The following is a 24138-nucleotide window of genomic DNA, read 5'->3' on the forward strand; positions in this document are numbered from 1 at the left end:
GGGCAGATATGCCCTCCTTTTTTTTACATATAACTGTAAGCCCAGTACATCAGCAGGAATTGCAGGGAAATTCGGCTCAGAAGAGCCCATGCGGGGAATTTCTTCCGGAATCCCGGATGTTTCAGCATATAAATATGGACGGGTAAAAATGCAAGCAGCATTAAAATGATTCCTGAAAGGGCCAGTAGCTTCCAGGAGGGTAGAAAAAGCATGATACCCAGGTAAATCTCAGCAATACCACTTAGATAGACTAACAGCAGTTTAGCGGGAAATTTCTCAGGGATCACCGCGATATACCATTTACTTTTAATAAAATGCAGTATTCCGGCCAGGATATATAGTATGGCCATCAGATAATAATGCCAGGCTTCCATAGGGTGGTATTTAAGGATTGGACTCCGGGTTAGTGCTCTGAACCCGTATTTTTTTTGGAGGATGTGGTTTTTAACCTTTTTACATATTCGAGTTTTCTGAACCGCACGGCTTCCCAGTCATCATTAACCTTCAGGTTTTTAACCGCTTCAAAGCAATTGCGGTTTAATGGCGTCCAGGTATAGGCATCGGTAATGTCTGTCTCAAATCGTTCCGATCTTTTTCTGGGGTGTGCGATCCATAGTATGGCATCTTCCTTTAGTTTGTGCAGTACCGTAGGCAGCTGATTTTCCAGCTCGGCTATGGTAGTTACAAAGATAAGTGCGAATTCTATCTTACTGATCTGCACCACCGACTGGTAGATCTCAATATCGACCAGAGAAGCCAGTTCCTCGCTAAACCCTTCCGGCTCATTAATAACCAGAATAGCATCCTGTTTTTCAAGTTTCAGTTTTTGGAACAAGGTTTTCATGCCTTAAAGTTACGAAAAAAGCAGGTCAGTCTCCGGGCAAATATGCTACATATCAATGGTTTTGCTGTTTTCTTCGGGAACGAAAACGGGTGGAGATGGATCGCTAAATTGAATAGCTTCCAGGAATGCTTCGCCGATCTGTTCGCCCAGGCCTGTCTCCAGGCTCCAGTTGTGAAAGGTCCATCGGGTAGCAATGGGAATGCCACTAACCTCCTGGTAATCGTGATATTGAATGGCGTGCGCATTGGCTTCAGCCTCTTCGGGGTTTTTACCTCCGTAGGTTACAATATAACCTGCGGCGGCAATATGTCCTGTTGCAGGTTCGTAATACACCACATACCAATCGTCGGGAGCGTCTCCGGTGCCTGGGTCAAAACTGAGTTTAGCAGCCGGTAATTTCAGGGAATCCTTTAGGTTCCTGGAGCCCAGGTCTTGCCATTGGGTGCCGGGGTCATTCAGTTTATAGGGCAAGGCAAAAAAATAGGGCCAGGTAAAGATATCGAACCTCGCCCTGGGGTCTTCGGCTTCGCCGGGCTGCATATAAGCCTTTTTGCCATCAAAGATCAGGGTGGTTCCGGTATTCTTTTCTATACGTATCCCAGAGGAATTGGTTTTTAACCATACCCTGGCATCCATTCGATCCTTACCGCCAAAATTGAGGTCGAGATCGAACTGAACAATTTCCTTGCTGAGAAAATCTTCGGTACGGTGGCCTTTTATGATGGGCAGGGTAAAAGGGGCTGCGGCATTTTGGGTGGTCGCGGTTTTATCGGGATGCTGATCCGGGGATGTAGGGGGCTCTTTACAGGAAGTCAAAAGCAAAGTCAGGCAAAGACAGCGGAGTACAAAATTTTTCATCAAACGAGTTTTTTGTTTAAACGGCAGCACTTCTAAAATTTACGAAAAAAAAGCCGCTTCAGAGCGAAGCGGCTTTTTTTGAAGTACGTCCTGATCTATTTGATCAGATCGTAGCTGCGTTTCACAAAATTCGTCAGTTCTTCCCCTTTGAGTAATCCCTGGGAAAGGCGGGCCAGGTCAAGCGACTGTTTGATAAGTCGCTCTTTCTTTGCCTTCGTTTTTGTAGAGAGGATCTTTCCAACCAACTCATGGTTGGTGTTTACCACCAGGTTATACATTTCCGGCATATTTCCCATGCCGAACATTCCGCCTCCGGTAGCGCTCATTTCTTTCATACGCCGCATGAACTCCGGTTGGGTGATCACAAATGGAGAGGCGTTGCTGTCCAGGGCTTCCAGTTGCACAGTGAACTTTTCTGTTGGAATCACTTCTTCCAGCTCTTTCTTAAGCTCTTCTTTTTCATCGTCGTTCAACTTGGAAACCTGTTCCTCATCCTTTTTGATCAGGTTGTCCAGAGAATCTGCATCTACACGAGCAAAACTGATGTTATCCTTTGAGGTCTCCAGTTTTTGCATCAGGTGAGAAACGATAGGTGAGTCCAGAAGTAATACGTCATAGCCTCGCTCCTTAGCTTCGGTGATGTAGGGGTGTTGTGCCTCCTTGTCTGAAGCATATAGAATAACCAGCTTATTGTCTTTGTCGGTTTGTTTTTCCTTTAGTCGTTCCTGTAATTCATCAAAGGTGAAATATTCGCCATCCACGGTCGGGTAAAGCGCAAATTTTTCAGCCTTTTCGAAGAATTTATCTTCAGATAACATCCCGTATTCGATCACTACTTTGATATCGTCCCATTTCTTTTCGAACTCTTCACGGTTCTCGTTGAAAAGGGATTTTAACTTGTCTGCAACCTTTCGGGTAATGTAGTTGGAGATCTTTTTAACGTTACTGTCTGCCTGCAGGTAGGAACGCGATACGTTCAGGGGAATATCCGGGGAATCGATAACCCCTCGGAGCATGGTGAGGAATTCAGGAACGATGCCCTCCACATTATCAGTAACAAAAACCTGGTTCTGGTACAGCTGTATCTTATCTTTCTGCAGATTCAGGTCATTCGAAAGCTTTGGAAAATACAGAATTCCGGTAAGATGGAATGGATAATCCACGTTGAGGTGAATGTGGAACAGGGGTTCTTCGAACTGCATGGGGTAAAGCTCCCTGTAGAAGCTTTTGTAATCTTCATCCTTAAGATCAGCCGGTTGTCTGGTCCAGGCCGGCTCTGGATTGTTGATAATATTATCCACAGTGACCTTTTCCTCTTTGGCCTCTTCTCCCTCTCCGGAGGTTTTGGTTTCTTCCCTGGTTCCGAACTTGATCGGTACCGGCATGAATTTATTGTATTTTACCAATAATTCACGGATCCTGGACTCTTCCAAAAATTCTTCCGATTCCCCGTTAATATGGAGAATGATCTCGGTACCCCTTTCTTTTCGGTCTGCTTCTTCAAGCGTATACTGAGGAGACCCGTCACAAGTCCAGTGCGCCGCCGGAGCATCCAGGTAGGATTTCGTGATGATCTCAACCTTGTCTGCAACCATGAAAGCCGAATAAAATCCTAATCCGAAGTGACCGATGATACCACTGTCTTTGGCAGAATCCTTGTATTTTTCCAAAAACTCTTCTGCCCCGGAAAAGGCAACCTCATTGATGTATTTTTGCACTTCCTCGGCGGTCATTCCCACCCCCTGATCGAGGATATGGAGTTTTTTTCCTTCCTTATCAATTTTTACCTCGATCAGCGGATTCCCGTATTCTACTCCCTTGGCCTCCCCGATGTTGGTAAGGTGTTTAAGTTTGAGCGTAGCATCTGTGGCATTCGAGATCAGTTCCCTGAGGAATATCTCATGATCGCTGTAAAGGAACTTCTTGATCAGTGGAAAAATATTTTCAACCGACACATTAATATTTCCGGTAGTCATAACAACTTAATTTTAAAATTAGTTCTGCACTGGGGGAACAAAAAAAATACCAGAGGAGTTCCTGGTGACAACATGGCAGAAGGTATGCCGATTTGCAGTTAATAAATAATTAACATTAAATAATGTTTAATTAATTTGCATATATGTTAAACATGGTGTACTTTAGCATCAACATTATGGGAAACATTGCTATGAAAACATAATTTGAAAATATTCCTGTAATTGGTTTGTTTATTTATTGGTTAGGTTGTTTGGGAAACGCACTTGTCACTCAGGTGCGTTTTCTGCTTTATAGTGAGCACTGTTAATATTGTTTAAAGTTTTAGGAATAATAGTAAACAAAGATTATATTTGATTAAAACATCCTCCATGACAGCGAAGAAGACAGAAAAGAAAGAACAATTGAGTGCCGGTGATATTCTGAATCACTATATGACCTGGATTCTTGAAAACAATCGTAAACCTGAATCTGTTTACCATTTTTGCAAGGAGCTGGGAATAACAGAACCGGAATTTTATAAGCATTATGCCTCCATCTCGGCCCTCGACCGTGGGGTGTGGAATGGCTTTTACGACCACGCCATGTCCATGCTGGAAAAGGACCATTCGTTCCAGGAGTATGGAAACAGGGAAAAATTACTGAGCTTTTACTATACCTTCATGGAACTCCTCAATCTGAACAGAAGCTATGTACTCTACGTTACTCGCGAGGGAGGCGCAAGCCTTAAGGAGCTCGAGCAGTTGCAGGGGTTAAGGAAACGTGTAAAGGATTTTGCCAAAGAACTTATAGAGCAGGCTAACGAGGACAAGAAATTGCGTTTAAACAAACGTTCCCCCGAACTTTTTTCAGAAGGCGCATGGGTTCAATTGTTGGTTATCATCAGATTCTGGATTGCCGATGAATCGCCGGGATTTGAAAAAACAGATGTCTTTATTGAAAAATCGGTTAATACGGTTTTCGATCTTTTCGAGTCGACACCTATAGAGAAGGTTCTTGACCTCGGGAAATTTCTGTGGCAGGAACGTATGAGCCGATAATCCAAAAAGACAAAACGATGAAGACATTAGATCATATTCCCACCGGGAAAATAGAACGTGCCGGAAAATTGGTAACTACCGGTGCCAGGGTGGGAGGAAATTACCTGAAATATTACGCCGGAAAACTGGTGAATCCAGATTTAAGTAAGGACAGGTTGAATGAAGAGAATGCAGAAGATATCTATAACGGATTGAAATCCCTTAAAGGAAGTGCCCTCTAAGTAGCCCAAATGCTCAGTATGGAGAAGAACCTGCTCCCCCGGGCTTATGTAGAGAAATTTTCTCTGGCTCAATTCTCGGTTCCCCCGCTCTCTGCGCCTCTCGTGCGCAAGACCTTTAAAAGATACCAGGGGAAATATCCAGAAGAGATCTTCGATTCCTTTGGCAGGGAATCTGTGAATGCGGCGAGTATCGGACAGGTGCACAAAGCGACCCTGAATGGGAAGACCCTGGCGGTGAAAATTCAATATCCGGGGGTGGCAGACAGTGTACGCAGCGACCTGGCCCTGGTAAAACCATTTGCCATTAAAATGTTTAACCTGCAGGGAAAGGATTCTGAGAAGTACTTCAAAGAGGTGGAGCATAAATTATTGGAAGAGACCAATTACATTCTGGAAGTCGAACAAAGCGAGGAGATCACCAAAGCCTGTGCCCATATTGATGGAATGCGTTTCCCCGGTTACTATAAAGAGCTGTCCAGTGAGCGTATCATTACCATGGATTGGATGCACGGCACCCATCTCAGCGAATTTACTGCCAAGCCTTTTAGCCGGGAACTGGGGGATCGTCTCGGACAGGCCCTTTGGGACTTCTATATGTTCCAGATGCACGGTCTTAGAAAAGTACATGCCGATCCGCATCCGGGGAATTTTCTGGTGAGCAGTGATCAGGAACTTATCGCCATCGATTTTGGTTGTATCAAAGAAGTGCCTGAAGATTTCTATGTTCCTTATTTTGAGTTGGCTAAGAAGGAGGTTTTCGAAAATGAAGAGGTTTTTAATGCGAAGTTGTATGAGCTCGAAATTCTCACTCCAACCGATTCAAAGGAAGAATTGGAGTTCTTTAAGGCACTTTTTAAAGAAATGCTCTCCATTTTTACATCGCCGTTTAATGCTGAGGTGTTTGACTTTTCAGATGACGCGTTCTGGAACAGCATTGCCGATCTTAGTGACCGGTATTCCAATGACCCCCAGATTCGTAAAATGAACGGAAACAGGGGCTCTAAACACTTTCTGTATATTAACAGAACATTTTTCGGGTTGTACAACCTGCTGCACGACCTTAAAGCCCGGGTGAAGGTGAATAATTACACCCGCTTTCTGTCATAATTTTTTCGCTAATTCAATAAAAAAGGGAGTCACCGGTTAGAGTGCTCCCTTTTTTTATCAGGTGTAATTCAGTTCTTATTTACTGTCTTCTTCAACGGCAGAGGCTGTTTTGTTCATCACATGGGTTTCCAGCCATTGATCCTGTTCCCAGAGCATATGGAGAATACTTTCTTTCGCTCTGTATCCATGACTTTCTTTAGGCAGCATTACCAGTCTTACGGTTGCTCCGAGTCCCTTCAGGGCATTGAAATACCTTTCGCTTTGCATAGGGTAGGTGCCACTATTGTTATCGGCTTCCCCATGAATGAGTAGCAATGGTGTTTTCATTTTATCGGCATGCATAAAGGGAGACATGGTGTAATATACCTCAGGGGCTTCCCAGTAGGAACGCTGTTCACTTTGAAATCCGAATGGGGTCAGGGTTCTGTTGTAGGCCCCGCTGCGCGCAATACCTGCAGCAAACAGATCAGAGTGAGACAACAGGTTGGCCACCATGAATGCGCCATAGCTGTGGCCTCCAACGGCTACGCGATCCCTGTCGATATACCCCATCTTATCTACGGCATCGATGGCCGCTTTCGCATTAGCCACGAGCTGACTTCGGAAGCTGTCGTTGGGTTCTTCGTTACCCTCCCCGATGATAGGGAATGCGGCATCATCAAGAACGGCATATCCTTTGGTTACCCAGAATACAGGCGATGCCCAGCTCGGATAGGTGAATTCATTCGGGTTCTGTGTGTTCTGTGAAGCCGAATTCTTGTCTTTATATTCCCTGGGGTAGGCCCAGAGGATCATCGGTAATTTATCGTCACTTTCCTTGTCATACCCGGAAGGCAGGTAGAGGGTTCCGCTCAGTTCCAGTCCGTCTTCCCGGGTATAGGTGATCACTTCCTTATGGACATCGGCCAGGCTTTGGAACGGATTGTCAAATTGGGTTAGGGCCCTCGGGGCCATTCTTTTCTTCAGGGTTCTGAAATAATAGTTGGGGTATTCGTTTTTCGATTCGATGCGAACCAGAAGCTGATCTTTCCCCGGTTTATAGTCGAGCAGGTTCTCTTTTTTGTACTGTAGTTTCGAGGTATAAACCCTTTCCTTTTTCATGTTCTCCAGGTTGACACGGTCTACAAACGGAAATTGGCCTTCAGGGGTATAACCCTCCCCGATCATATAGACGTATTTGCCTTTTTCCAGGTACAGGGTTTGACGGGAAAATGCATTTCTTTCGGTAACGGGACTTCCCGGGTCACTGTAGTTATCCTGGTAATTTCTGTCAATAATGATCCTGGCGTCACCGGGAGTGGAAGGGTCAAAGAGGTATACCTTCGAATTCCTGGTGTCAAACCACCGGTCAAAGGCCATGGCAGTATGGTCGTCTCCCCATATCACCCCGGCAAACCGGTTTTTAACCTGGAGTAGGGGTTCTGGCTGACCGTTAAACGGTGCCTTGAGCTGGTACAATGCATCGCGGTATTCGGCTTCTTTTGCCGGATCGCCACCGTCAAGGGCTTCCACAAAGTACAGGGTGGCCTCGCGATCGGCCCGCCAATTGATGTTTCGTTTCCCGGTGTGGGTGGCCATAAAACCTTTTGGAAGCTCCTCGGTAAGGGGCATCTCAGAAACGGTTGCCACCATTTCCCCTTCGCTGCTCACTATGAAGGTTGTACTAGGGAATCGGTAATAGGGTACGATGTAGGAGAAAGGTTTTTTAATTTCAGATACCATTACATACTCCCCGTTGGGAGAAACGGAAATATCATCGTACATAGCTGCTGCTCTCCACGGTGCGATATCACCATTTAGGCCAACGCGGTAGATAGCCGAGCGGGCCAGCTGTTCAAAGTTAAACTCGTCTGTCGGATTTTTAAGCAGATCCTGGTAAGTGCGGTTCTGGGCTTTCTTTCCGTTGTTCGAGGATATGGTTGGACCTGTAGGGATACTTTCCTTTGTGTCGATCAGGGCTTTTCTGTCTTCGGGGAGTATTTTAACCAGCATGGATTTGCCATCGGCCATCCAGTTGATCACATCCCCCATATTGGCATTAAGGCGGGCTTCGGTAAGTTTAGAAGCCTTTCTCTCCTCCAGGTTCAGTACCCATAGTTCTACTCCATTCGCAGTAGTGTTGGTAAATGCTACATGGGATTGATCGGGAGAGAAGGAGAAGTTCGCCAGTCGGGCATTTTCAGGATGTCCCTCAATCTCAAAGATCTCATTTCCCATCGGGGTTTTCATTTTCACCTGGTTGGTGTACCTGGTGCGACTTCCAATATTGGTGGCCGGATTGATCCGTAATCCTGCCAGTCGCATCTCTTCTTCAGAAAGCGTTGCGATATCGCTGTAAGCATCTCTAAAGAGCAATAACATGTGCTTGTTATCGTCGGTAAGGATGACCTGGGGTGCAGGTTTGGCGTCGGCCAGTTCCAGGATCTCTTCCGAAGGTTGCTGGTATTGCAGGTTCTCCTGCGCCCTGGTGCTGGTAATGAAACCAATCAGCAGCAGGCTGAGGAATAATGTTCTCATGAGCGATTTTTTTTATTCGTTTTAATTAAAATGATTATTAGCGGGAAGATATGAAAATTTTTACCCTGAATATTGCTTTTTCTCAGGAACGGGGGTGTTCTTTTTGTGTATCCGCAAGGAAATAGATACTTTTTTATGTAATTTTAATTTTTAGATTTGCCCCTCCAAAACAGATATCAACAAAACTAAATACATATGTACAATTCACGTATTTCCGGTTTGGGTTATTACGTACCTGAAAATGTGGTTACCAATGATGATCTTTCGAAGGTGATGGATACGAATGATGAGTGGATTCAGGAACGCACCGGGATCAGGGAGCGACGCCATGTCGTAAAAGGGGATGGAGACACCACTATGAGCATGGGAGTCAAAGCGGCAAAAAGTGCTATTGAGCGCGCAGGTATTGATAAGGATGAAATTGACTTTATCGTGTTTGCCACCCTGAGTCCGGATTATTATTTCCCCGGTCCCGGGGTTCTGGTGCAGAAGGAGCTCGGATTAAAACGTACCGTGGGTGCACTGGATGTGAGGAACCAGTGTTCCGGATTTGTCTATGCGATCTCTGTGGCCGACCAGTATATCAAAACCGGGATGTACAAAAATGTGCTGGTAATTGGGGCTGAAACCCATTCTCCCGGTCTGGATATGACCACTCGTGGACGTGGCGTGTCAGTAATCTTCGGAGATGGGGCAGGTGCCGCTGTGGTAACCAGGGAAGAAGATAATGAAAAAGGGATCCTCTCCACCCATTTGCACTCAGAGGGGGAGCACGCCGAGCAACTGGCACTTATTGCGCCGGGCATGGGGAAACGCTGGGTTTCCGATATCCTTGAAGACAATGATCCCGATGATATGTCCTATTGGCCCTATATGAACGGACAGTATGTCTTTAAACATGCAGTAGTGCGTTTTAGCGAAGTGATCATGGAAGGGCTTCAGGCGAATCAACTCACTCCGGCAGATATTGATATGCTGATCCCGCACCAGGCCAACCTCCGGATTTCTCAGTTCATACAGGGGAAATTCAAATTGTCTGATGACCAGGTCTATAATAACATCATGAAATACGGCAATACCACCGCCGCCTCGATTCCGATCGCACTTACCGAAGCATGGGAACTCGGAAAGATCAAAGAGGGCGACCTCGTGGTCCTGGCTGCCTTTGGCAGCGGATTCACCTGGGGAAGCGTGATCATGAGATGGTAATAACAAAAAACCGGCGGAAGCCGGTTTTTTGTTTAATGATGGATTATGAATTATGGATGATGAATGTTGGATGGTGCTGAACTATAACCTGGTTTTAGAAGTAAGAATAATACTTGAAATTAATTTGCGAAGAGATATATTCTCGCTTTTAAGGTTCTCATACTGATCTTGGTCTAGAAAACCTGAGGTATTTAAAAGATCTATCCAATAAAGAGTTTCATTCGCCTCTTTTTGAGCGATTGCCATTTTATGAATGAAGTCAGCCTTGGATTCAGCATGTTCAGCTTCTCTGTATAAAGCTCCAATGGCTGTTCCCGACTTCAGCATTTGTTTACTCATTACATATTCCTTTTTTTCTTGGGTCAGTATTGTGTAACAGTTAATTATTTCGAGGGCGAAGGCATAACTTTTTTCTTTTATTGGATTCATTTTGAATTATTTAGGGAATACAATATAGATTATTTTCTATAAAATCCATAATCCATAATCCATAATCCATAATCCATAATCCATAATCCATAATCCATCATTCATCATTATTTGTCTCCGGAAAAACCGTCTTCCAGTCGTTGGCCATATCGATCACGGTCCATCCCCGGGCTAAAGCTTCATCCAGGCCTTTGTCCAGTTTCCCGATATGTGAATCCCTGTCATAGGCCCATTCTCTTATGGAGTCGGTATGGTGGAGGTAAAGTTGAAAACTGGGGTCTCTGGAATCGGAAAACAGGAGCATTTGCAGGTCGCCATCGGAGTTTCCGGAAGCAAAAACCGGGATTTTACCGATAAAGCGATTGATCCCTATGGGTTTTCCCTCCTTATCGTCTATGAATTCCATTTCCGGCAGCCGTTTTATAACAGCCTGCCCGTTTTCTATCACGAATTCAGTTTTTATACTGCTTCCCACCACCTGGTAGGGAGGGATACCGTAGGTGACCTCGGCCCATGCCCGCATGAATTCCACCCCGCCACCGGAAACGATAAAGGTTTTAAACTCGTGGTCCCGGAGGTAGTTTAATAACTCCAGCATGGGTTCATAGATCATCTGATTATAGGGTTTGCCCGTTTTGGGATGGGTGGCGAAGGCCATCCAGTCCTGCACGATCTTCCGGAACTCCTGCGGACTCATGCCGGCATGGGTGGTCATGACCAGTTTTACAATGCCCTGCATCCCCTGGGCCTCAATGTTTTTCAGGTTGCCTTCCAATATGGATTTATAGGGCTCCTCATTTTTCCATTCCGGATGCTGCTCTGCCATAAGTTTAATGCGATCAATGGCAAAGAGCAATTGAAAATATACCGGTTGTTCGGCCCAGAGATTTCCGTCGTTGTCAAAGGTGGCAATACGGTCTTTTACCGGTATGAATCCGTCACTTCCTTCTGTAGTGGCTGCCGTTACAAATTCGATAATGGCCGATTTTGCCGCTCCTTCGTTCCAGGAGGGCAGCGGGTCTGCAGATGCCACTGTGGCTTCTTCATTGGAGCCCTCTAAGGCTGCATCGCCTGATTCCTGTTTGCAGGATAAAACCATTAATACCAAGGCCGGAAGCAGGTGTTTCCAAGTCCGTAAAATCTTCTTACTCATCTCAATAATATTGGATTTTTAATAAAAGCGGCAGGTATTTTAGGTTACCTGCCACTTTATCATTTGGTTTTAGAAGGAAAACTAATTGCTTCCCAGGTTTTTCATTTTCTCTTCAATTGTGCTTAGATTAAATGATCCGGGACTTTGGCTTGGGGGATAGTCCTTCATCGTCATGAGAAATTGTGCAGCCAGTTGCTGTATGGGCACGATTACGAAAACCCTGTCCAGCAGCCAGTCGTAATAGGTGTTCGAATTGTGTTGTGCTTTTTCAAAGGGGTCTCTTCTTAAGTTAAAGATCGAAGGCACCCGAAGTTCTACAAAGGGTTCTCGCCACACCCCAAACTGTTGCCCTCGGTTTTCCAGGAATACAATTTTCCAGTCGTCGTAACGGGCGGCGACCACCTGTCCGTCATCATTCACATACCAGAATTCACTACGTGGACTTTCCTCGGTTTCTCCTTTGAGATAGGGATTGAGGTCATACCCATCTACATAATTCCGGTATTTTCGGCCATTCAGGGTAACCCCGTTCTTTAACTTGTCTTTTATGTCTGGTGCTCCGGCAATGGTAGCAAATGTAGGGAGCCAGTCTTCGTGAGCTACGATCCCGTTCAGGGTTACTCCGGCAGGATATACCCCGGGCCATCTTACAAAGGCAGGTACCCTGTAGGCGCCTTCCCAGTTAGAATTTTTCTCACCTCTGAAGGGGGTAGTACCGGCATCGGGCCAGGTGTTGTAATGCGGACCGTTGTCGGTGGAGTACATCACTACCGTATTTTCGGCAATGCCCAGTTCGTCCAGCAGGTCGAGCAATTCACCTACATGCATATCGTGTTCCACCATCCCGTCGGAGTATTCATCCTGGCCGCTGATACCCCGGTGTTCTTCCTTGACATGGGTACGGAAGTGCATCCGGGTACCGTTCCACCATACAAACCAAGGCGTTCCGGCCTCATGCTGTTTTTTGATAAATTCCTTGGCCGCGGCAACAGTTTCATCGTCGATGGTTTCCATTCGTTTTTTGTTAAGTGGCCCGGTATCTTCAATACGCTGGTTCCCGTTACCTGTAGCCCAGGAATGGATAACGCCTCTGGGGCCGTAGGTCTCCAGAAAGGTTTTCCCGTTCCTTAACTTCATATCTGCGGGGTAATCCTCATTCTCCGGTTCCTCCTGAGCATTGAGGTGGTAGAGGTTGCCAAGGAATTCGTCAAAACCGTGATTGGTAGGCAGGTGGGTGTCGAGGTCCCCCTGGTGGTTCTTGCCGAACTGCCCGGTGGCATACCCCTGGCTTTTCATCACAGTAGCCATGGTGACATCGCTTTCCTGCCAGCCCTGCTCAGCGCCGGGTAAACCTACTTTGGTCATTCCCGAACGAACGGGTACGGAACCGCTTATAAAGGCCGCCCTTCCGGCAGTACAACTCTGCTGGGCGTAGTAATCGGTAAAGGCTACCCCTTCTTTTGCGATCCGGTCGATATTCGGAGTCTTGTACCCCATCATACCTCTGTTGTTGTGGCTGATGTTCCAGGTGCCGATGTCATCACCCCAGATCACCAGGACATTGGGTTTTTTAGTTTGTGCGTGCCCTTCTGAGGGAGAAAAAAAGAGTATCCCTACTGAAAGGAATAGAGCCATTGCCAAATGTTTCATAATGTGTTAAATAAAATTAGTAATCAGAATATCAGCAAAGGAAGTTATGTTGGCTCTTCAAGGTTGGGGGGGTACATGTTGGGTCTTGCGGAGGCAGAGCAGTGGGGTGTGCTAAAATCCAAACATACTTAAAATATTGTAAATCAGCAATATGGCTGTGTTATTTTTAGGTTAGTGGTTAGTTGTTAGTGGTTAGTTGTTAGTGGTTAGTGGTTAGTCGGGAGTCGGGAGAAGGAGTCGGAGTGGGAGTCGGGATGATCAGGTTTAGATTTTAATTTTTGATTGTCAGGAATGGAAATCTTTATCTGAAATTCACAATTCACAATTCACCATTTACTACCCTCGTAACCCGTCACTTAAACTGGGAGATTGCCACGTCGCTTCGCTCCCTGCCTTTGGCAGGTAAACTCGCAAAGACGAGCTGTTTTGTAATATGTATGGCAGCGGGTACCTTCGTACCTCCATACCCCTGCCTTTGGCAGGTAAACTCGCAAAGACGAGATGTTTTGTAATACGTACCGCAGGCGGTACCTTCGTACCTCCGTACCTCCGTACCTTCGTACCTCCATACCTCCGTACCATCATCAATGAGATTGCCACGCCCCGCAAGGCGGGACTCGTAAAGTCGAATAGTTTCAACATTTGTGCTCCGTACCCTCATCACCAAAAAAAATCCCGGAGATTTCTCCGGGATTTTGAATCTGGTTGTTTAGATACAATTATTGCCTTGCTTTATTGATGAATTCTTCCACCACGTTGGACATGTCAAACGATTTTCCTCCCTGTACCGGGGGGTATTCTGCTAAAGTTTTCAGGTGGGCGGCCATAAGTTCTCCCATGGGCTGGATGAGCCAGGAGACCTTTTGCATCAGGTGGCCGTATGAGTCGGTACTGTCATAACTCTCGTAAGGGTCCATTCGGATATTGAATACCAAAGGAACGGTTCGCGGAACCATATTCGCATAATAATCCTCCTTGGTGGAGAAATGGAATTTCCATGGGCCCATTCGCACTGCTGTAAGCTTGCTCTCATAATAGTGGAAAATATGATTCCTGTTAGAGTGATCCTGTTGCCCCATCCAGTAATCGAGGTTATTCACCCCGTCGATATACTGATTTTTCTCCTTCATTATTCGGTCGGCAACATCATCGATCCCGGCAGCTGCGGCAAGGGTGGTAAACAGGTCCTGATGAGCCTGAATGCCATTCAATGCAGTTCCCGGAGGAATTTTACCGGGCCACCGCACCATGCAGGGTACCCGTACGCCTCCCTCATAGGTGGTCATCTTTTCTCCGCGGAAGGGGGTAGTACCTCCATGTGGCCAGGACGCGTGTTCCGGACCATTATCGGTAGAGTATAATACGATGGTATTTTCTGCCAATCCCATTTCGTCCAGCCAATCCAAAACGAATCCAATATCGTCATCATGCTGTAGCATTCCCGCTCCGTAATAATCGGCTTCACTGGTATACTTTTCTACTTTTTTCAGCCATTCCTCGTGCACACGGGTATACAAGTGCATTCTGGAAGTGTTAAGCCAAACGAAAAAGGGTTCGTCAGAATCTTTAGCGTTCTTCATGAAATCGATCGCTTTAGGGATCACTTCCTCCCGGTCGAATTCTTTCATGCGCTCCTGGGTCAGCGGGCCGGTGTCGGTAATGCGTTGTTTGCCAACCACCCCAAAGCGTGGGTCTTCCGTATTGTCCATTTCGTTGGTAGCGAAGGAATGGATCACTCCCCTGGTGCCGAACTTCTTTTCATAGGCTTCCAGGTCTCCGGAATAGGCTTTTCCGAAATTCTGGTAATCACGTTGCTCTGCCTCCTCCTGGGTATTCAGGTGATAAAGGTTGCCGAAGAACTCGTCAAAACCATGAGCGGTAGGAAGGTGTTCGTTCCGGTCGCCCAGGTGATTTTTCCCGAAGTGTCCTGTGGCATACCCTTCGGATTTAAATACCTCTGCCAGGCTGGGAGAGGCGGCTTGCAGTCCCAGAGCATCGCCGGGCTGCCCCACCGTGGTCATTCCCGAACGTATCGGGTATTGCCCGGTAATAAAGGCTGCTCTACCGGCTGTACAGGAAGGCTGGGCATAATGGTCGGTGAATAATACCCCCTCATTGGCGATGCGGTCAATATTAGGAGTGGTATAGGCCATAACGCCATGCTCATAGCAGCTCAGATTAGTCCACCCAATATCATCCCCCCATATTACCAGGATATTGGGTTTGTCCTGTGCAAATACCCCGACCCCAAAGGCCATAAGGGTGAGCATCATTAAAAATGATCTGAAATTTCTCATAAAATACTTAAGATGTTGATTAACAATTTTTTCTTACCAGCATAAAAAAGGGAGTGAATGGAAATAAGGTAAGGGGCAATGAACTGAAATACAGAGTTTTAAATGTATAAAAAAAACAGGGTATAGTAAAAAAAATCTTGCCTGTGCGAAGCGCGGGAGGTCGTTAGTCGTTAGTCGGGAGTCGTTAGTTGTTAGTGGTTGGTCGGGAGTAGGGAGAAGGGATGATCAGGTTGGTTTTAAATTTTTGATTGTCAGGAATGGAAATCTTTATCTGAAATTCACAATTCACAATTCAGAATTCACCATTTACTACCCTCGTAACCCGTACCTTAATTAGGGAGATTGCCACGGCCACTGCATGGCCTCGCAAAGACGAGATGTTTTGTAATACGTACCGCAGGCGGTACCTTCGTGCCTCCGTACCTTCGTACCTTCGTACCTCCATACCTCCATACCTCCGTACCCCTGCCTGCGGCAGGCAGGTCCGTACCATCATCAATGAGATTGCCACATCGCTTCGCTCCCTGCCTTTGGCAGGTAAACTCGCAAAGACGAACTGCATCATATTACACATCCCGTAACGCGTACCTCGTAACCCGTACCTTTATCAGGGAGATTGCCGCGGCCACTGCATGGCCTCGCAAAGACGAATTGTTTCACAACATCCATCCCGTCTAAAAATGCGAAATCCCGGGTGGTACTGCATGAACCCGGGATCTCTGTTAATAACTATCAATTAACACTAACCATCAACTATAAAACTAATAGTTATTAAGTATTATAAAATACCGCCACCACCGCCTTTGGTACGGTCATCACGTTGCTTGCGTTGCAGAGCGCGGTTCTTACCGCTGCCAAACTGGTAGGACAGCCCGACAAATACAGTATTGCTTTCCCAGTTAAACTGGCCTCTTTGGGCAAACGGCCTGTCGGTCTCAAAGCCCCATTGGGCAGTATTGAAGATGTCGTTGTAATTCAGGCTTACACTTCCTTTCCCCTGGGCAAAGGTGTAACGTGCCCCCGCATTAATAAAATACATGGGGTTTTGATCTACCTGGAGGGTTTCCACCCCGCCTCTGTATAGCCCGAAAAGGTTAAAGGAAAGCTTTTCAGTTACCTTAAAACTATTGTTCATTCTCAGGTTGAGAATATTGTTCTCTACCTCTATCGCATCGATGGTGATATCATCGGGAGTCGGGTCCGGGATCGACGGATCCAGGCGTTCTGTTAGTCCCCGCTGGGTCTGAGCAAAAAATTCGGCACTCATGTTCACACTCCACCATTTCGCCAGGTTCAGGTTGGTATTGAGCTCCACCCCATAGGCTTCCGTGTCGTTAAAATTATCCCAGGTCAGGATCTGCTTGGTCAGGTCCCTGCGGTCTATGTAAACAGCCCTGTTGATCTCATCCTGTATCTGCCTGAAAAATCCACCGAAGGTGATACTACCCAGTTTTTCCATACGGTGGGTGTAGTTCAGCTCAAGGGAATTGGTGAATTGCGGTAACAGGTTCTGATTCCCGAAGGAGGAGAGTTGCGGAGTACTCCATTCCCGTATAGGATTTACCTGCTGCAGCCCCGGACGGTCTACCCTGCGGCTGTAACTGATCTGGTACTGATTCTTTTCGCTGGGTGCATACCTTAAAAACGCAGAGGGATACAGCTGGAAATAGTCGTCTGTAAAGGAGCGCTCTCCGTTGGTGACTGCGGTAACCGATACATCTTCGACCCTGGCGCCGACCTGGTAGCTCCACTTTTCAAAATTTTGCCCGAAGGTGGCATAGGCCGAATAGATGTCCATTCCGTAGATAAAATTAGTGTTCGGGGTAGGAACCAGGTTCCCGTTCTCATCAAAGTTTAATCCGGTGGAAGCATAGTCTACATCGGTTTCGAACAGCCGGGATTCCAATCCGAGTTCCAGTTTGGATTTTTCGCTCAGCGGATTCACATAATCCAGGTTTACGATGCTTTGGTCTCTATGGGTATTCACAAAGTCCATATAATCGGGGATCTGGGAGAATCCTGAAAAGTCGAAAAGGGCATCCTGGTTGTTGTCAAAGGTACTGTAATCGGCCTCCAGGCCAATGTTATGCCCTTCTTTGGCAAAATCCAGTTTGTATACAAAATTATATTGTTCGGTATGGTTGTAGTCGTCGAATACCGTGCTCTGGGTACCGTTAAGGGATGGGTCTCCAAGGTAAATGATATCGGTATCTCCCGTTCCCAGGCCATCAAAGAAGTTCTGGTTGGTAAAAAAGGACACCGTATTTTTTTCATTCAAATAGAAGTCGAGCCCCAGTTTGTACAGGTTCGATTTATTATTGTTGAAGAAATAAAATTTCTGGAATTGTTTTTCATTGAAGTCCGAGGCAGGGTCATCCAGTCGTTCTATAAAACCGTCGTTTACATTCTTACTGGTGTTATTCCCGTAACTGCCGTAAAAGTTGAATTTTCCCTGCCGGTAGTTCAAGTCGAGGGATCCGTTGAATTTCGCTTCGATTTCATATCCGAGTCCCATATTCAGGTTCCCGTTAAACCCGATATTGGCATTTTTATGCAAAACAATATTGATAAGTCCGCTCATTCCTTCCGGATTGTATTTTGCTGAAGGATTGGTAATGAGTTCGATCTTTTTAATGGAGGTTGAAGGGATCTGGCGCAACAGCTGGGCTACGGGTACGTTCGAGAGTTTACCGTCAACCATTACCCGCACATTGCTGTTTCCTCTCAGGGAAATATCCCCCGATTGCTGGTCGACATTCACAGACGGGATGTTGTTCATGATCTCTGCGGCAGTAGCTCCCTGGGTGGTCAGGTCTTTCCCTACATTGATCACTTTCCTGTCGATCTTCTGTTCTATGGTAGAACGTTCAGCCACCACATCGACACCCTCGAGTTCGGTCACGTTCTCTTCCAGGGCGATGGTGCCCATATCTACACGCCGGTTGCTTCGGGAAATGGTTATGGTTTTGGTGAAATTCTTGTATCCTATAAACTGGATTTCGAGGATATGTTCGCCTTCTTCTACTTTTTCGATCTCAAAACTCCCGTCTTCTGCGGTAATACCTCCGGTTACGGCACTTCCATCTGCGGTAGATTTAATTACCACAGAGGCATAAGGCACGGGTTGTTTCAGGTTTTGGTCTATAACCTTTCCGGTAACGGTGCCTATCTTTGCAGGGAGGTCTGAAGGTTCTTCCGGGGCAGGTTGCGCAGTACTCAGTACGCCAACTAGAAGGGCGCACATCAGAAAAAATGATTTCATTGGTTCGTCTTTTTGATTGATGATTGATGATTCCGGAAGATCCGGATACATAAATGACGAACTTGCATTATGTTTGTTACAGGAAAAGAAAGCTTTAACACTAATTAACACATGAAAAAGACCCTGGTTTTAGGAGCCTCTGCAAAGGCCGACAGGTACAGTTATATCGCCATTAAAAGACTTACTGCCGCCCATATTGATACGGTGGCCGTGGGCAGGCGTAAGGGTACTGCCTGCGGAATTGAGATTCACGACGAACCTGTACCCTTTACCGGGGTGCACACGGTTACCCTCTACCTTAATCCAGAAAATCAAAAACCGTTTTACGAGTATATTCTTTCACTGGCGCCTCAAAGGGTGATCTTTAATCCCGGTACTGAGAATCCGGAACTCTATGCGATCCTTAAGAAAAACGGCATCACCATTGAGGTGGCTTGTACCCTTGTCATGCTTTCGGTAAAAACCTACTGAGCCATTACGGGGCCTTCTTTTCTGCTAATCAGCAATAATCCGATAAAGGTCAGGGCTCCGTTGAGGATAAGAATAAAGAATCCGAAGTCAAAGCCGTACACTCTGAAACAATAATCGCTTATAAAGTAAGACAGCACCGGAGACAGTACCGCCAGGAACGGTACCAGTTTGTCTTTGACCTTCAGGGAGGTGAAAAGTCCGAAACTGTAAAGTCCCAGAAGGGGGCCATAGGTATATCCGGCAAAGGTGAACAGCTTCGCGATCACGCTCTCGTTCTTAATAATGTATTTAAAAGTGATGATCACCAGGATAAGCAGGATGGAAAAGAGGATGTGGATCCTTTTTCGAATCCGTATCCGGTCTTCTTCCGGGTATCTTTTTTCCAGGTCCACAATATCCACGCTAAAAGATGTGGTCATAGAGGTCAGGGCGCTGTCGGCACTGCTGTAAGCTGCCGCAATCAGGCCAATAAGGAAAAATACAAAAACCGCTGTACCCAGGTATTCTGAGGATAGCACCGCAAAGAGGTCATCCCTGTGGGCATCAATTCCAAACTGTCGGGCATATTCGGTAAGGAGTAAGCCGAGAACAAGAAAAACGAGGTTTACGATGGTAAGTACTATGGTGAACCAGAACATGTTTTTCTGGGCATCCTTCAGGCTGCGACAGGTTAGGTTCTTTTGCATCATATCCTGGTCGAGCCCTGTCATAACCACTGCAATAAAGGCTCCTGATAAAAATTGTTTCCAGAAGTATTCCCCGCTTTTCACGTCGTCGAAGAAAAATATACGGGAGAGGTCACTGCCCGAGATATAACTGATGAGTCCGGTCTCGGCCAGGTCAAGTTCGTTATATACACTAACCGTGGCTACCCCAACGGCTATAAGCATGAACAGGGTCTGAAGGGTGTCTGTGTAAACAATGGTTTTGATACCGCTCTTAAAGGTATACAGCCAGATCAGGACAATGGTAAGGGTTACCGTTACCCAGAAGGGGATTCCGAGGGCATTGAAAAGGATCACCTGCAAGACATTCGCCACCAAAAACAGCCTGAAGCTGGCCCCCACGATTCGGGAAACCAAAAAAAGTGAGGCTCCGGTTTTGTAACTCGCGTTGCCGAAGCGGTGCTCGAGGTAGGTGTATATGGAGGTTAGGTTTAACCTGTAGTAAAGGGGGAGCAATACGGTACCGATAATGAGGTATCCCAGGATATAACCCAAAACCATCTGCATATAACTGAAGCTGGAGGCTTCCACCCATCCGGGGACTGAAATAAAGGTTACTCCACTCAGAGTGGCCCCGATCATCCCAAAGGCGACAACATACCACGGAGACTGCCGGTTTGCTTTAAAAAAACTTTCATTACTTTCTTCCTTTCCGGTGAGAAAAGAGATCAGGATAAGAAGCAGGAAGTAGGCCGCAATAAGGGAAATGATAAAGATGGGTTGCATGTAGGTTTTGGTTTTTGAAGAGCCAAAATACAAAACTTCATATAATCCTGTTTTGTGGTTTTAGAAAATCGTAAATTCGCCACGATGGATTTTTCTTCTAAACTACTGGAAAATGCTGTTTACGAGGTGTCTCAGCTTCCCGGGATCGGGAAGCGAACGGCCTTGCGGCTGGTGCTGCACCTGTTGAGGCAACCTAAGGAGCAAACCGAAGATCTTTCCAGGGCCCTGCTGGCCCTGCGCATGGACATCAGGTACTGCAGCAATTGCCATAATATTTCAGATACAGAGCTTTGTCAGATCTGTGCCAATCCTAAAAGAGAGCGAAAGCTGGTTTGTGTGGTGGAGGATATCCGTGATGTTATGGCCATTGAAAACACAGGCCAGTATAACGGATTGTACCATGTGCTGGGAGGAAAGATCTCTCCCATGGATGGGGTTGGCCCCCAGGAGCTTACCATCGAATCTCTGGTGGAGAAAGCCAGGCAGGGAGAGGTGGAAGAAGTGATCTTTGCTCTGAGCTCTACCATGGAAGGAGATACCACGAACTTTTATATTTTTAAGCAGCTCGAACCTTTAGGGATCAGGACTTCGGCTATTGCCCGTGGAATTTCGGTGGGAGATGAGCTGGAATATGCCGATGAGGTTACTCTGGGGCGCAGTATCATGAACAGGGTGCCTTTTGAAAATTCGTTAAAAAGCTAACAAACAAGAGGTTGCTGTTCATTCATTAAAAATAGTATAACGAAATATTGTTTTTTTAATTATTTTCGCAAAACAAACACATAAAAACAGCTATAAATTATAAATATGGCAAAATTTGAACTAAAACTTCCTCAGATGGGTGAGAGTGTTGCAGAGGCAACGCTTACTGCTTGGTTGAAAGATGTAGGAGACACCATAGAAGCTGATGAGGCCGTGGTAGAGGTGGCTACCGATAAAGTAGACTCTGAAGTGCCCAGCGAAGTAGAAGGGGTGCTCGTAGAAAAGTTCTTTGATGTGGATGATGTGGTTAAGGTGGGCGAGGTCATCGCTGTTATCGAAACCGAAGGAGAGGGTGAAGCTTCCGAAACACAGGAGCGCACGACAACAGAAGTGCAGGAGCCGGTAACGGAAGAAAAGGCTGCTGCCAACCTGGAAACCCAGATGAAAGAGGTGAAGTCTTCCGTTTCTGCAGAAGAGCAAACGGATTTCTCCGCTTCGGAACGTTTTTATTCTCCACTGGTGAAGAATATCGCAAGGGAAGAAAATGTAAGCCTTGAGGAATTAGAAAAGATACAGGGTAGTGGCAAGGATGGCCGCGTTACCAAGGATGATATTTTATCCTATATTGAAGGGCGTGGTGAACAGCCGGTACAGGCAACCCAGGTTGCCCCTGCTGCAAGTGCGCCAAAGCCGCAGGCTGCTCCTGCACCCAAACCAGCTCCAACGCCGGTTTCCGTGAGCGGAGAAGATGAGATCATCGAAATGAGCCGTATGGGGAAACTTATTGCCCACCATATGGTAGAGAGTGTGCAGACTTCGGCTCACGTACAGAGCTTTATAGAAGTGGATGTTACCGCCATCGTAAAATGGAGGAATAAGGTAAAGAACACCTTCCAGGATCGCGAAGGTGAAAAGCTTACTTTTACCCCTATTTTCATGGAGGCCGTTGCCAAGGCTATCAAGGATTTCCCGATGATCAACATATCAGTAGATGGCGATAAGATCATTAAGCGTAAAAATATTAACCTGGGAATGGCAGCTGCCCTTCCTGACGGTAACCTGATCGTTCCGGTCATTAAAAATGCCGACCAGCTTAACCTGGTAGGAATGGCTAAGAAAGTCAATGATCTCGCCAACAGGGCGCGTCATAATAAGTTAAAGCCGGATGAGATCCAGGGTGGTACCTATACAGTTACCAATGTGGGAACCTTTGGCAGTGTTATGGGTACGCCCATTATTAATCAGCCCCAGGTAGCAATACTGGCTTTGGGTGCCATTCGCAAGGTGCCGGCTGTTATCGAAACTCCTGAAGGTGATCTTATCGGAATACGCCATAAGATGTTCCTTTCTCACAGTTACGATCACAGGGTAGTCAACGGTGCTCTGGGAGGCCAGTTCGTAAAGCGGGTGGCCGATTACCTGGAGTCATGGGATATTAACAGGGAAATTTAAAACCTTGTTTTCAAGTTATTAAAACCCCGGCAGAGACCGGGGTTTTTTATTGCCCATTGGTTATCTTTGTGCGAAACGATAACGAAAAAGACCCTGCAATGGAGCTGAATTTAACGAAACCTATCTGCTTTTTCGACCTGGAAACCACAGGGGTGGAAGTGGCTAAAGACCGGATCGTAGAGATCTCAATATTGAAAGTATTTCCCAATGGCAACCGGGAGAGTCGTACCTGGCTGGTGAACCCGGAAATGCCCATACCCCCGGAATCTTCCGCTATTCACGGGATCACCGATGAGAAAGTAGCCGCTGAGCCTACATTTAAGGAGCTCTCCAAAACCATTTATACCATGATCAAGGACAGTGATCTGGCCGGCTATAATTCAGATCGTTTTGATATTCCTTTACTGGCCGAAGAATTACTTCGGGCAGGGATCGATTTTGACCTTGGGAATAAGGTCACCGTTGATGTGCAGACCATTTTTCACAAAATGGAAAAACGAACCCTGGAGGCGGCTTATAAGTTTTACTGCGATAAGACCCTGGTTGATGCGCATAGTGCCGAAGCCGATACCCTGGCTACCTATGAGATCCTGAAAGCCCAGCTGGAGCGTTATGAAGAGCTGGAGAACGACATGAAGTTTCTCGGAGAATTCACCCAGCGCAAACGCAATGCCGACTTCGCCGGGTTTATAGCCTATGACGAGGAAGGGATTGAGGTTTTTTCTTTCGGGAAACACAAAGGCAAGCCTGTGGAACAGGTGTTGGATGAAGAACCCGGATATTTTGGGTGGATGCTCAATGCCGACTTCCCGCTCTACACCAAAAAAGTGCTTACCGCAGTGAAGCTGCGCAAACTAAATACCAAACTAAATTAGGTTTTTCCACATATGAAGATCATTTGTATAGGAAGAAATTACACGGAACATATCGAGGAGCTGGAGAACGAAAAACCTTCCTCCCCGGTAATTTTCATGAAGCCGGATTCGGCTGTGCTACCCAAACAACAGGACTTTTATATCCCTGAATTTTCCAAAGATGTGCACCACGAGGTGGAAGTGCTGGTCAAGATCAAAAAAGTAGGGAAACACATTAATGAACGGTTCGCTCATAAATATTATGACGAGGTTAGCCTTGGTATTGATTTCACAGCCCGTGACCTGCAGTCGCAGTTAAAGGCCAAGGGCCTGCCCTGGGAGAAAGCCAAGGGGTTTGACGGAGCCGCTGTTATCGGGAAATGGCATCCCAAGGAGGAGTTTGGAGACCTTGATAACCTGGACTTCAGGTTACTCCGGAACGGCGACCCCGTTCAACATGGGAATACCAGTCTTATGCTCTGGAAGATCGACGAATTAATTGCATACGTGTCTACTTTTTTTACCTTAAAAAAGGGAGATGTCATCTTTACAGGGACCCCTGCAGGAGTAGGCCGCGTGCAGGCCGAAGACCGGTTAACCGGGTATATACAGGAGAAACAGATTTTTGATATAAACATAAAATAACC

At 46.4% G+C, this 24138-nt stretch carries 18 protein-coding genes and 1 pseudogene; 8 read left to right on the forward strand and 11 right to left on the reverse strand.

From position 1 onward, the window contains the following. Positions 1-23: 23 nt before the first annotated feature. The 4 genes from K7R11_RS05105 to htpG all read right to left on the reverse strand — a co-directional run bounded on the left by K7R11_RS05105 (position 24) and on the right by htpG (position 3678). Positions 24-374 (reverse strand): DoxX family protein, encoded by a 351-nt coding sequence (locus tag K7R11_RS05105; protein WP_224489178.1) that lies wholly within the window; start codon positions 372-374, stop codon positions 24-26. A 29-nt stretch (positions 375-403) separates the two neighbouring features. Then, positions 404-844: a hypothetical protein gene (locus K7R11_RS05110; RefSeq protein ID WP_224489179.1), complete on the reverse strand. Its 441-nt coding sequence runs from the start codon at positions 842-844 to the stop codon at positions 404-406. Positions 845-889: 45 nt separating this feature from the next. Beyond that, positions 890-1702, reverse strand: coding sequence for a hypothetical protein (locus tag K7R11_RS05115; RefSeq protein WP_224489180.1), 813 nt, complete (start codon positions 1700-1702; stop codon positions 890-892). Between the two features lie 95 nt (positions 1703-1797). Then, positions 1798-3678 carry a molecular chaperone HtpG gene (htpG, locus tag K7R11_RS05120; RefSeq protein WP_224489182.1) on the reverse strand — a complete coding sequence of 627 codons (1881 nt, stop codon included), beginning with the start codon at positions 3676-3678 and terminating at the stop codon, positions 1798-1800. Positions 3679-4047: 369 nt separating this feature from the next. Here htpG and K7R11_RS05125 point away from each other — a divergent pair, with 369 nt between their 5' ends. After that, positions 4048-4716 carry a TetR family transcriptional regulator C-terminal domain-containing protein gene (locus K7R11_RS05125; RefSeq protein ID WP_224489183.1) on the forward strand — a complete coding sequence of 223 codons (669 nt, stop codon included), beginning with the start codon at positions 4048-4050 and terminating at the stop codon, positions 4714-4716. Positions 4717-4733: 17 nt separating this feature from the next. Further along, positions 4734-6044, forward strand: a pseudogene (locus K7R11_RS05130) (ABC1 kinase family protein). Positions 6045-6119: 75 nt separating this feature from the next. Here K7R11_RS05130 and K7R11_RS05135 read toward each other — a convergent pair. Further along, on the reverse strand, positions 6120-8561 hold the full coding sequence (locus K7R11_RS05135; RefSeq protein ID WP_224489185.1) for an alpha/beta hydrolase family protein: 2442 nt from the start codon (positions 8559-8561) through the stop codon (positions 6120-6122). A gap of 195 nt (positions 8562-8756) precedes the next feature. Here K7R11_RS05135 and K7R11_RS05140 point away from each other — a divergent pair, with 195 nt between their 5' ends. After that, positions 8757-9770: a 3-oxoacyl-ACP synthase III family protein gene (locus K7R11_RS05140; protein ID WP_224489187.1), complete on the forward strand. Its 1014-nt coding sequence runs from the start codon at positions 8757-8759 to the stop codon at positions 9768-9770. Between the two features lie 81 nt (positions 9771-9851). Here the strand turns inward: K7R11_RS05140 and K7R11_RS05145 are convergent, their stop codons facing one another. From K7R11_RS05145 to K7R11_RS05165, 5 genes are all read right to left on the reverse strand, one after another. Beyond that, positions 9852-10199: a four helix bundle protein gene (locus K7R11_RS05145; RefSeq protein ID WP_224489188.1), complete on the reverse strand. Its 348-nt coding sequence runs from the start codon at positions 10197-10199 to the stop codon at positions 9852-9854. 97 nt (positions 10200-10296) lie between these two features. After that, on the reverse strand, positions 10297-11352 hold the full coding sequence (locus K7R11_RS05150) for an HAD family hydrolase (protein WP_224489190.1): 1056 nt from the start codon (positions 11350-11352) through the stop codon (positions 10297-10299). 81 nt (positions 11353-11433) lie between these two features. Continuing rightward, a complete protein-coding gene (locus K7R11_RS05155; RefSeq protein ID WP_224489192.1) occupies positions 11434-13002 on the reverse strand; it encodes an arylsulfatase in 1569 nt (522 codons plus the stop codon). Between the two features lie 719 nt (positions 13003-13721). After that, a complete protein-coding gene (locus K7R11_RS05160) occupies positions 13722-15299 on the reverse strand; it encodes an arylsulfatase (RefSeq protein ID WP_224489194.1) in 1578 nt (525 codons plus the stop codon). A 778-nt stretch (positions 15300-16077) separates the two neighbouring features. Then, entirely contained in the window at positions 16078-18561 is a 2484-nt protein-coding gene (locus tag K7R11_RS05165) for a TonB-dependent receptor domain-containing protein (RefSeq protein ID WP_224489196.1), read from the reverse strand. Between the two features lie 111 nt (positions 18562-18672). Between K7R11_RS05165 and K7R11_RS05170 the strand changes: the two genes are divergently transcribed. Beyond that, positions 18673-19032, forward strand: coding sequence for a CoA-binding protein (locus tag K7R11_RS05170; RefSeq protein ID WP_224489198.1), 360 nt, complete (start codon positions 18673-18675; stop codon positions 19030-19032). Here the strand turns inward: K7R11_RS05170 and K7R11_RS05175 are convergent. Continuing rightward, positions 19026-20483 carry a sodium:solute symporter gene (locus tag K7R11_RS05175; protein WP_224489200.1) on the reverse strand — a complete coding sequence of 486 codons (1458 nt, stop codon included), beginning with the start codon at positions 20481-20483 and terminating at the stop codon, positions 19026-19028. The genes K7R11_RS05170 and K7R11_RS05175 overlap by 7 nt on opposite strands. An 84-nt stretch (positions 20484-20567) precedes the next feature. Between K7R11_RS05175 and recR the strand changes: the two genes are divergently transcribed. The 4 genes from recR to K7R11_RS05195 all read left to right on the forward strand — a co-directional run bounded on the left by recR (position 20568) and on the right by K7R11_RS05195 (position 24136). Then, complete coding sequence (gene recR / locus K7R11_RS05180; RefSeq protein WP_224489202.1) at positions 20568-21185, forward strand: recombination mediator RecR; 618 nt, start codon at positions 20568-20570, stop codon at positions 21183-21185. A gap of 105 nt (positions 21186-21290) precedes the next feature. Then, positions 21291-22637, forward strand: coding sequence for a dihydrolipoamide acetyltransferase family protein (locus K7R11_RS05185; protein ID WP_224489204.1), 1347 nt, complete (start codon positions 21291-21293; stop codon positions 22635-22637). Positions 22638-22735: 98 nt separating this feature from the next. Continuing rightward, a complete protein-coding gene (locus tag K7R11_RS05190) occupies positions 22736-23512 on the forward strand; it encodes a 3'-5' exonuclease (protein WP_224489206.1) in 777 nt (258 codons plus the stop codon). Positions 23513-23524: 12 nt separating this feature from the next. Further along, the gene (locus K7R11_RS05195; protein ID WP_224489208.1) at positions 23525-24136 is read left to right on the forward strand and encodes a fumarylacetoacetate hydrolase family protein; all 612 of its coding nucleotides are present in this window, start codon (positions 23525-23527) and stop codon (positions 24134-24136) included. The last annotated feature ends 2 nt before the right edge of the window (positions 24137-24138 follow it).

Source organism: Robertkochia flava (assembly GCF_020166515.1).
GTDB classification, from domain to species: domain Bacteria; phylum Bacteroidota; class Bacteroidia; order Flavobacteriales; family Flavobacteriaceae; genus Robertkochia; species Robertkochia flava.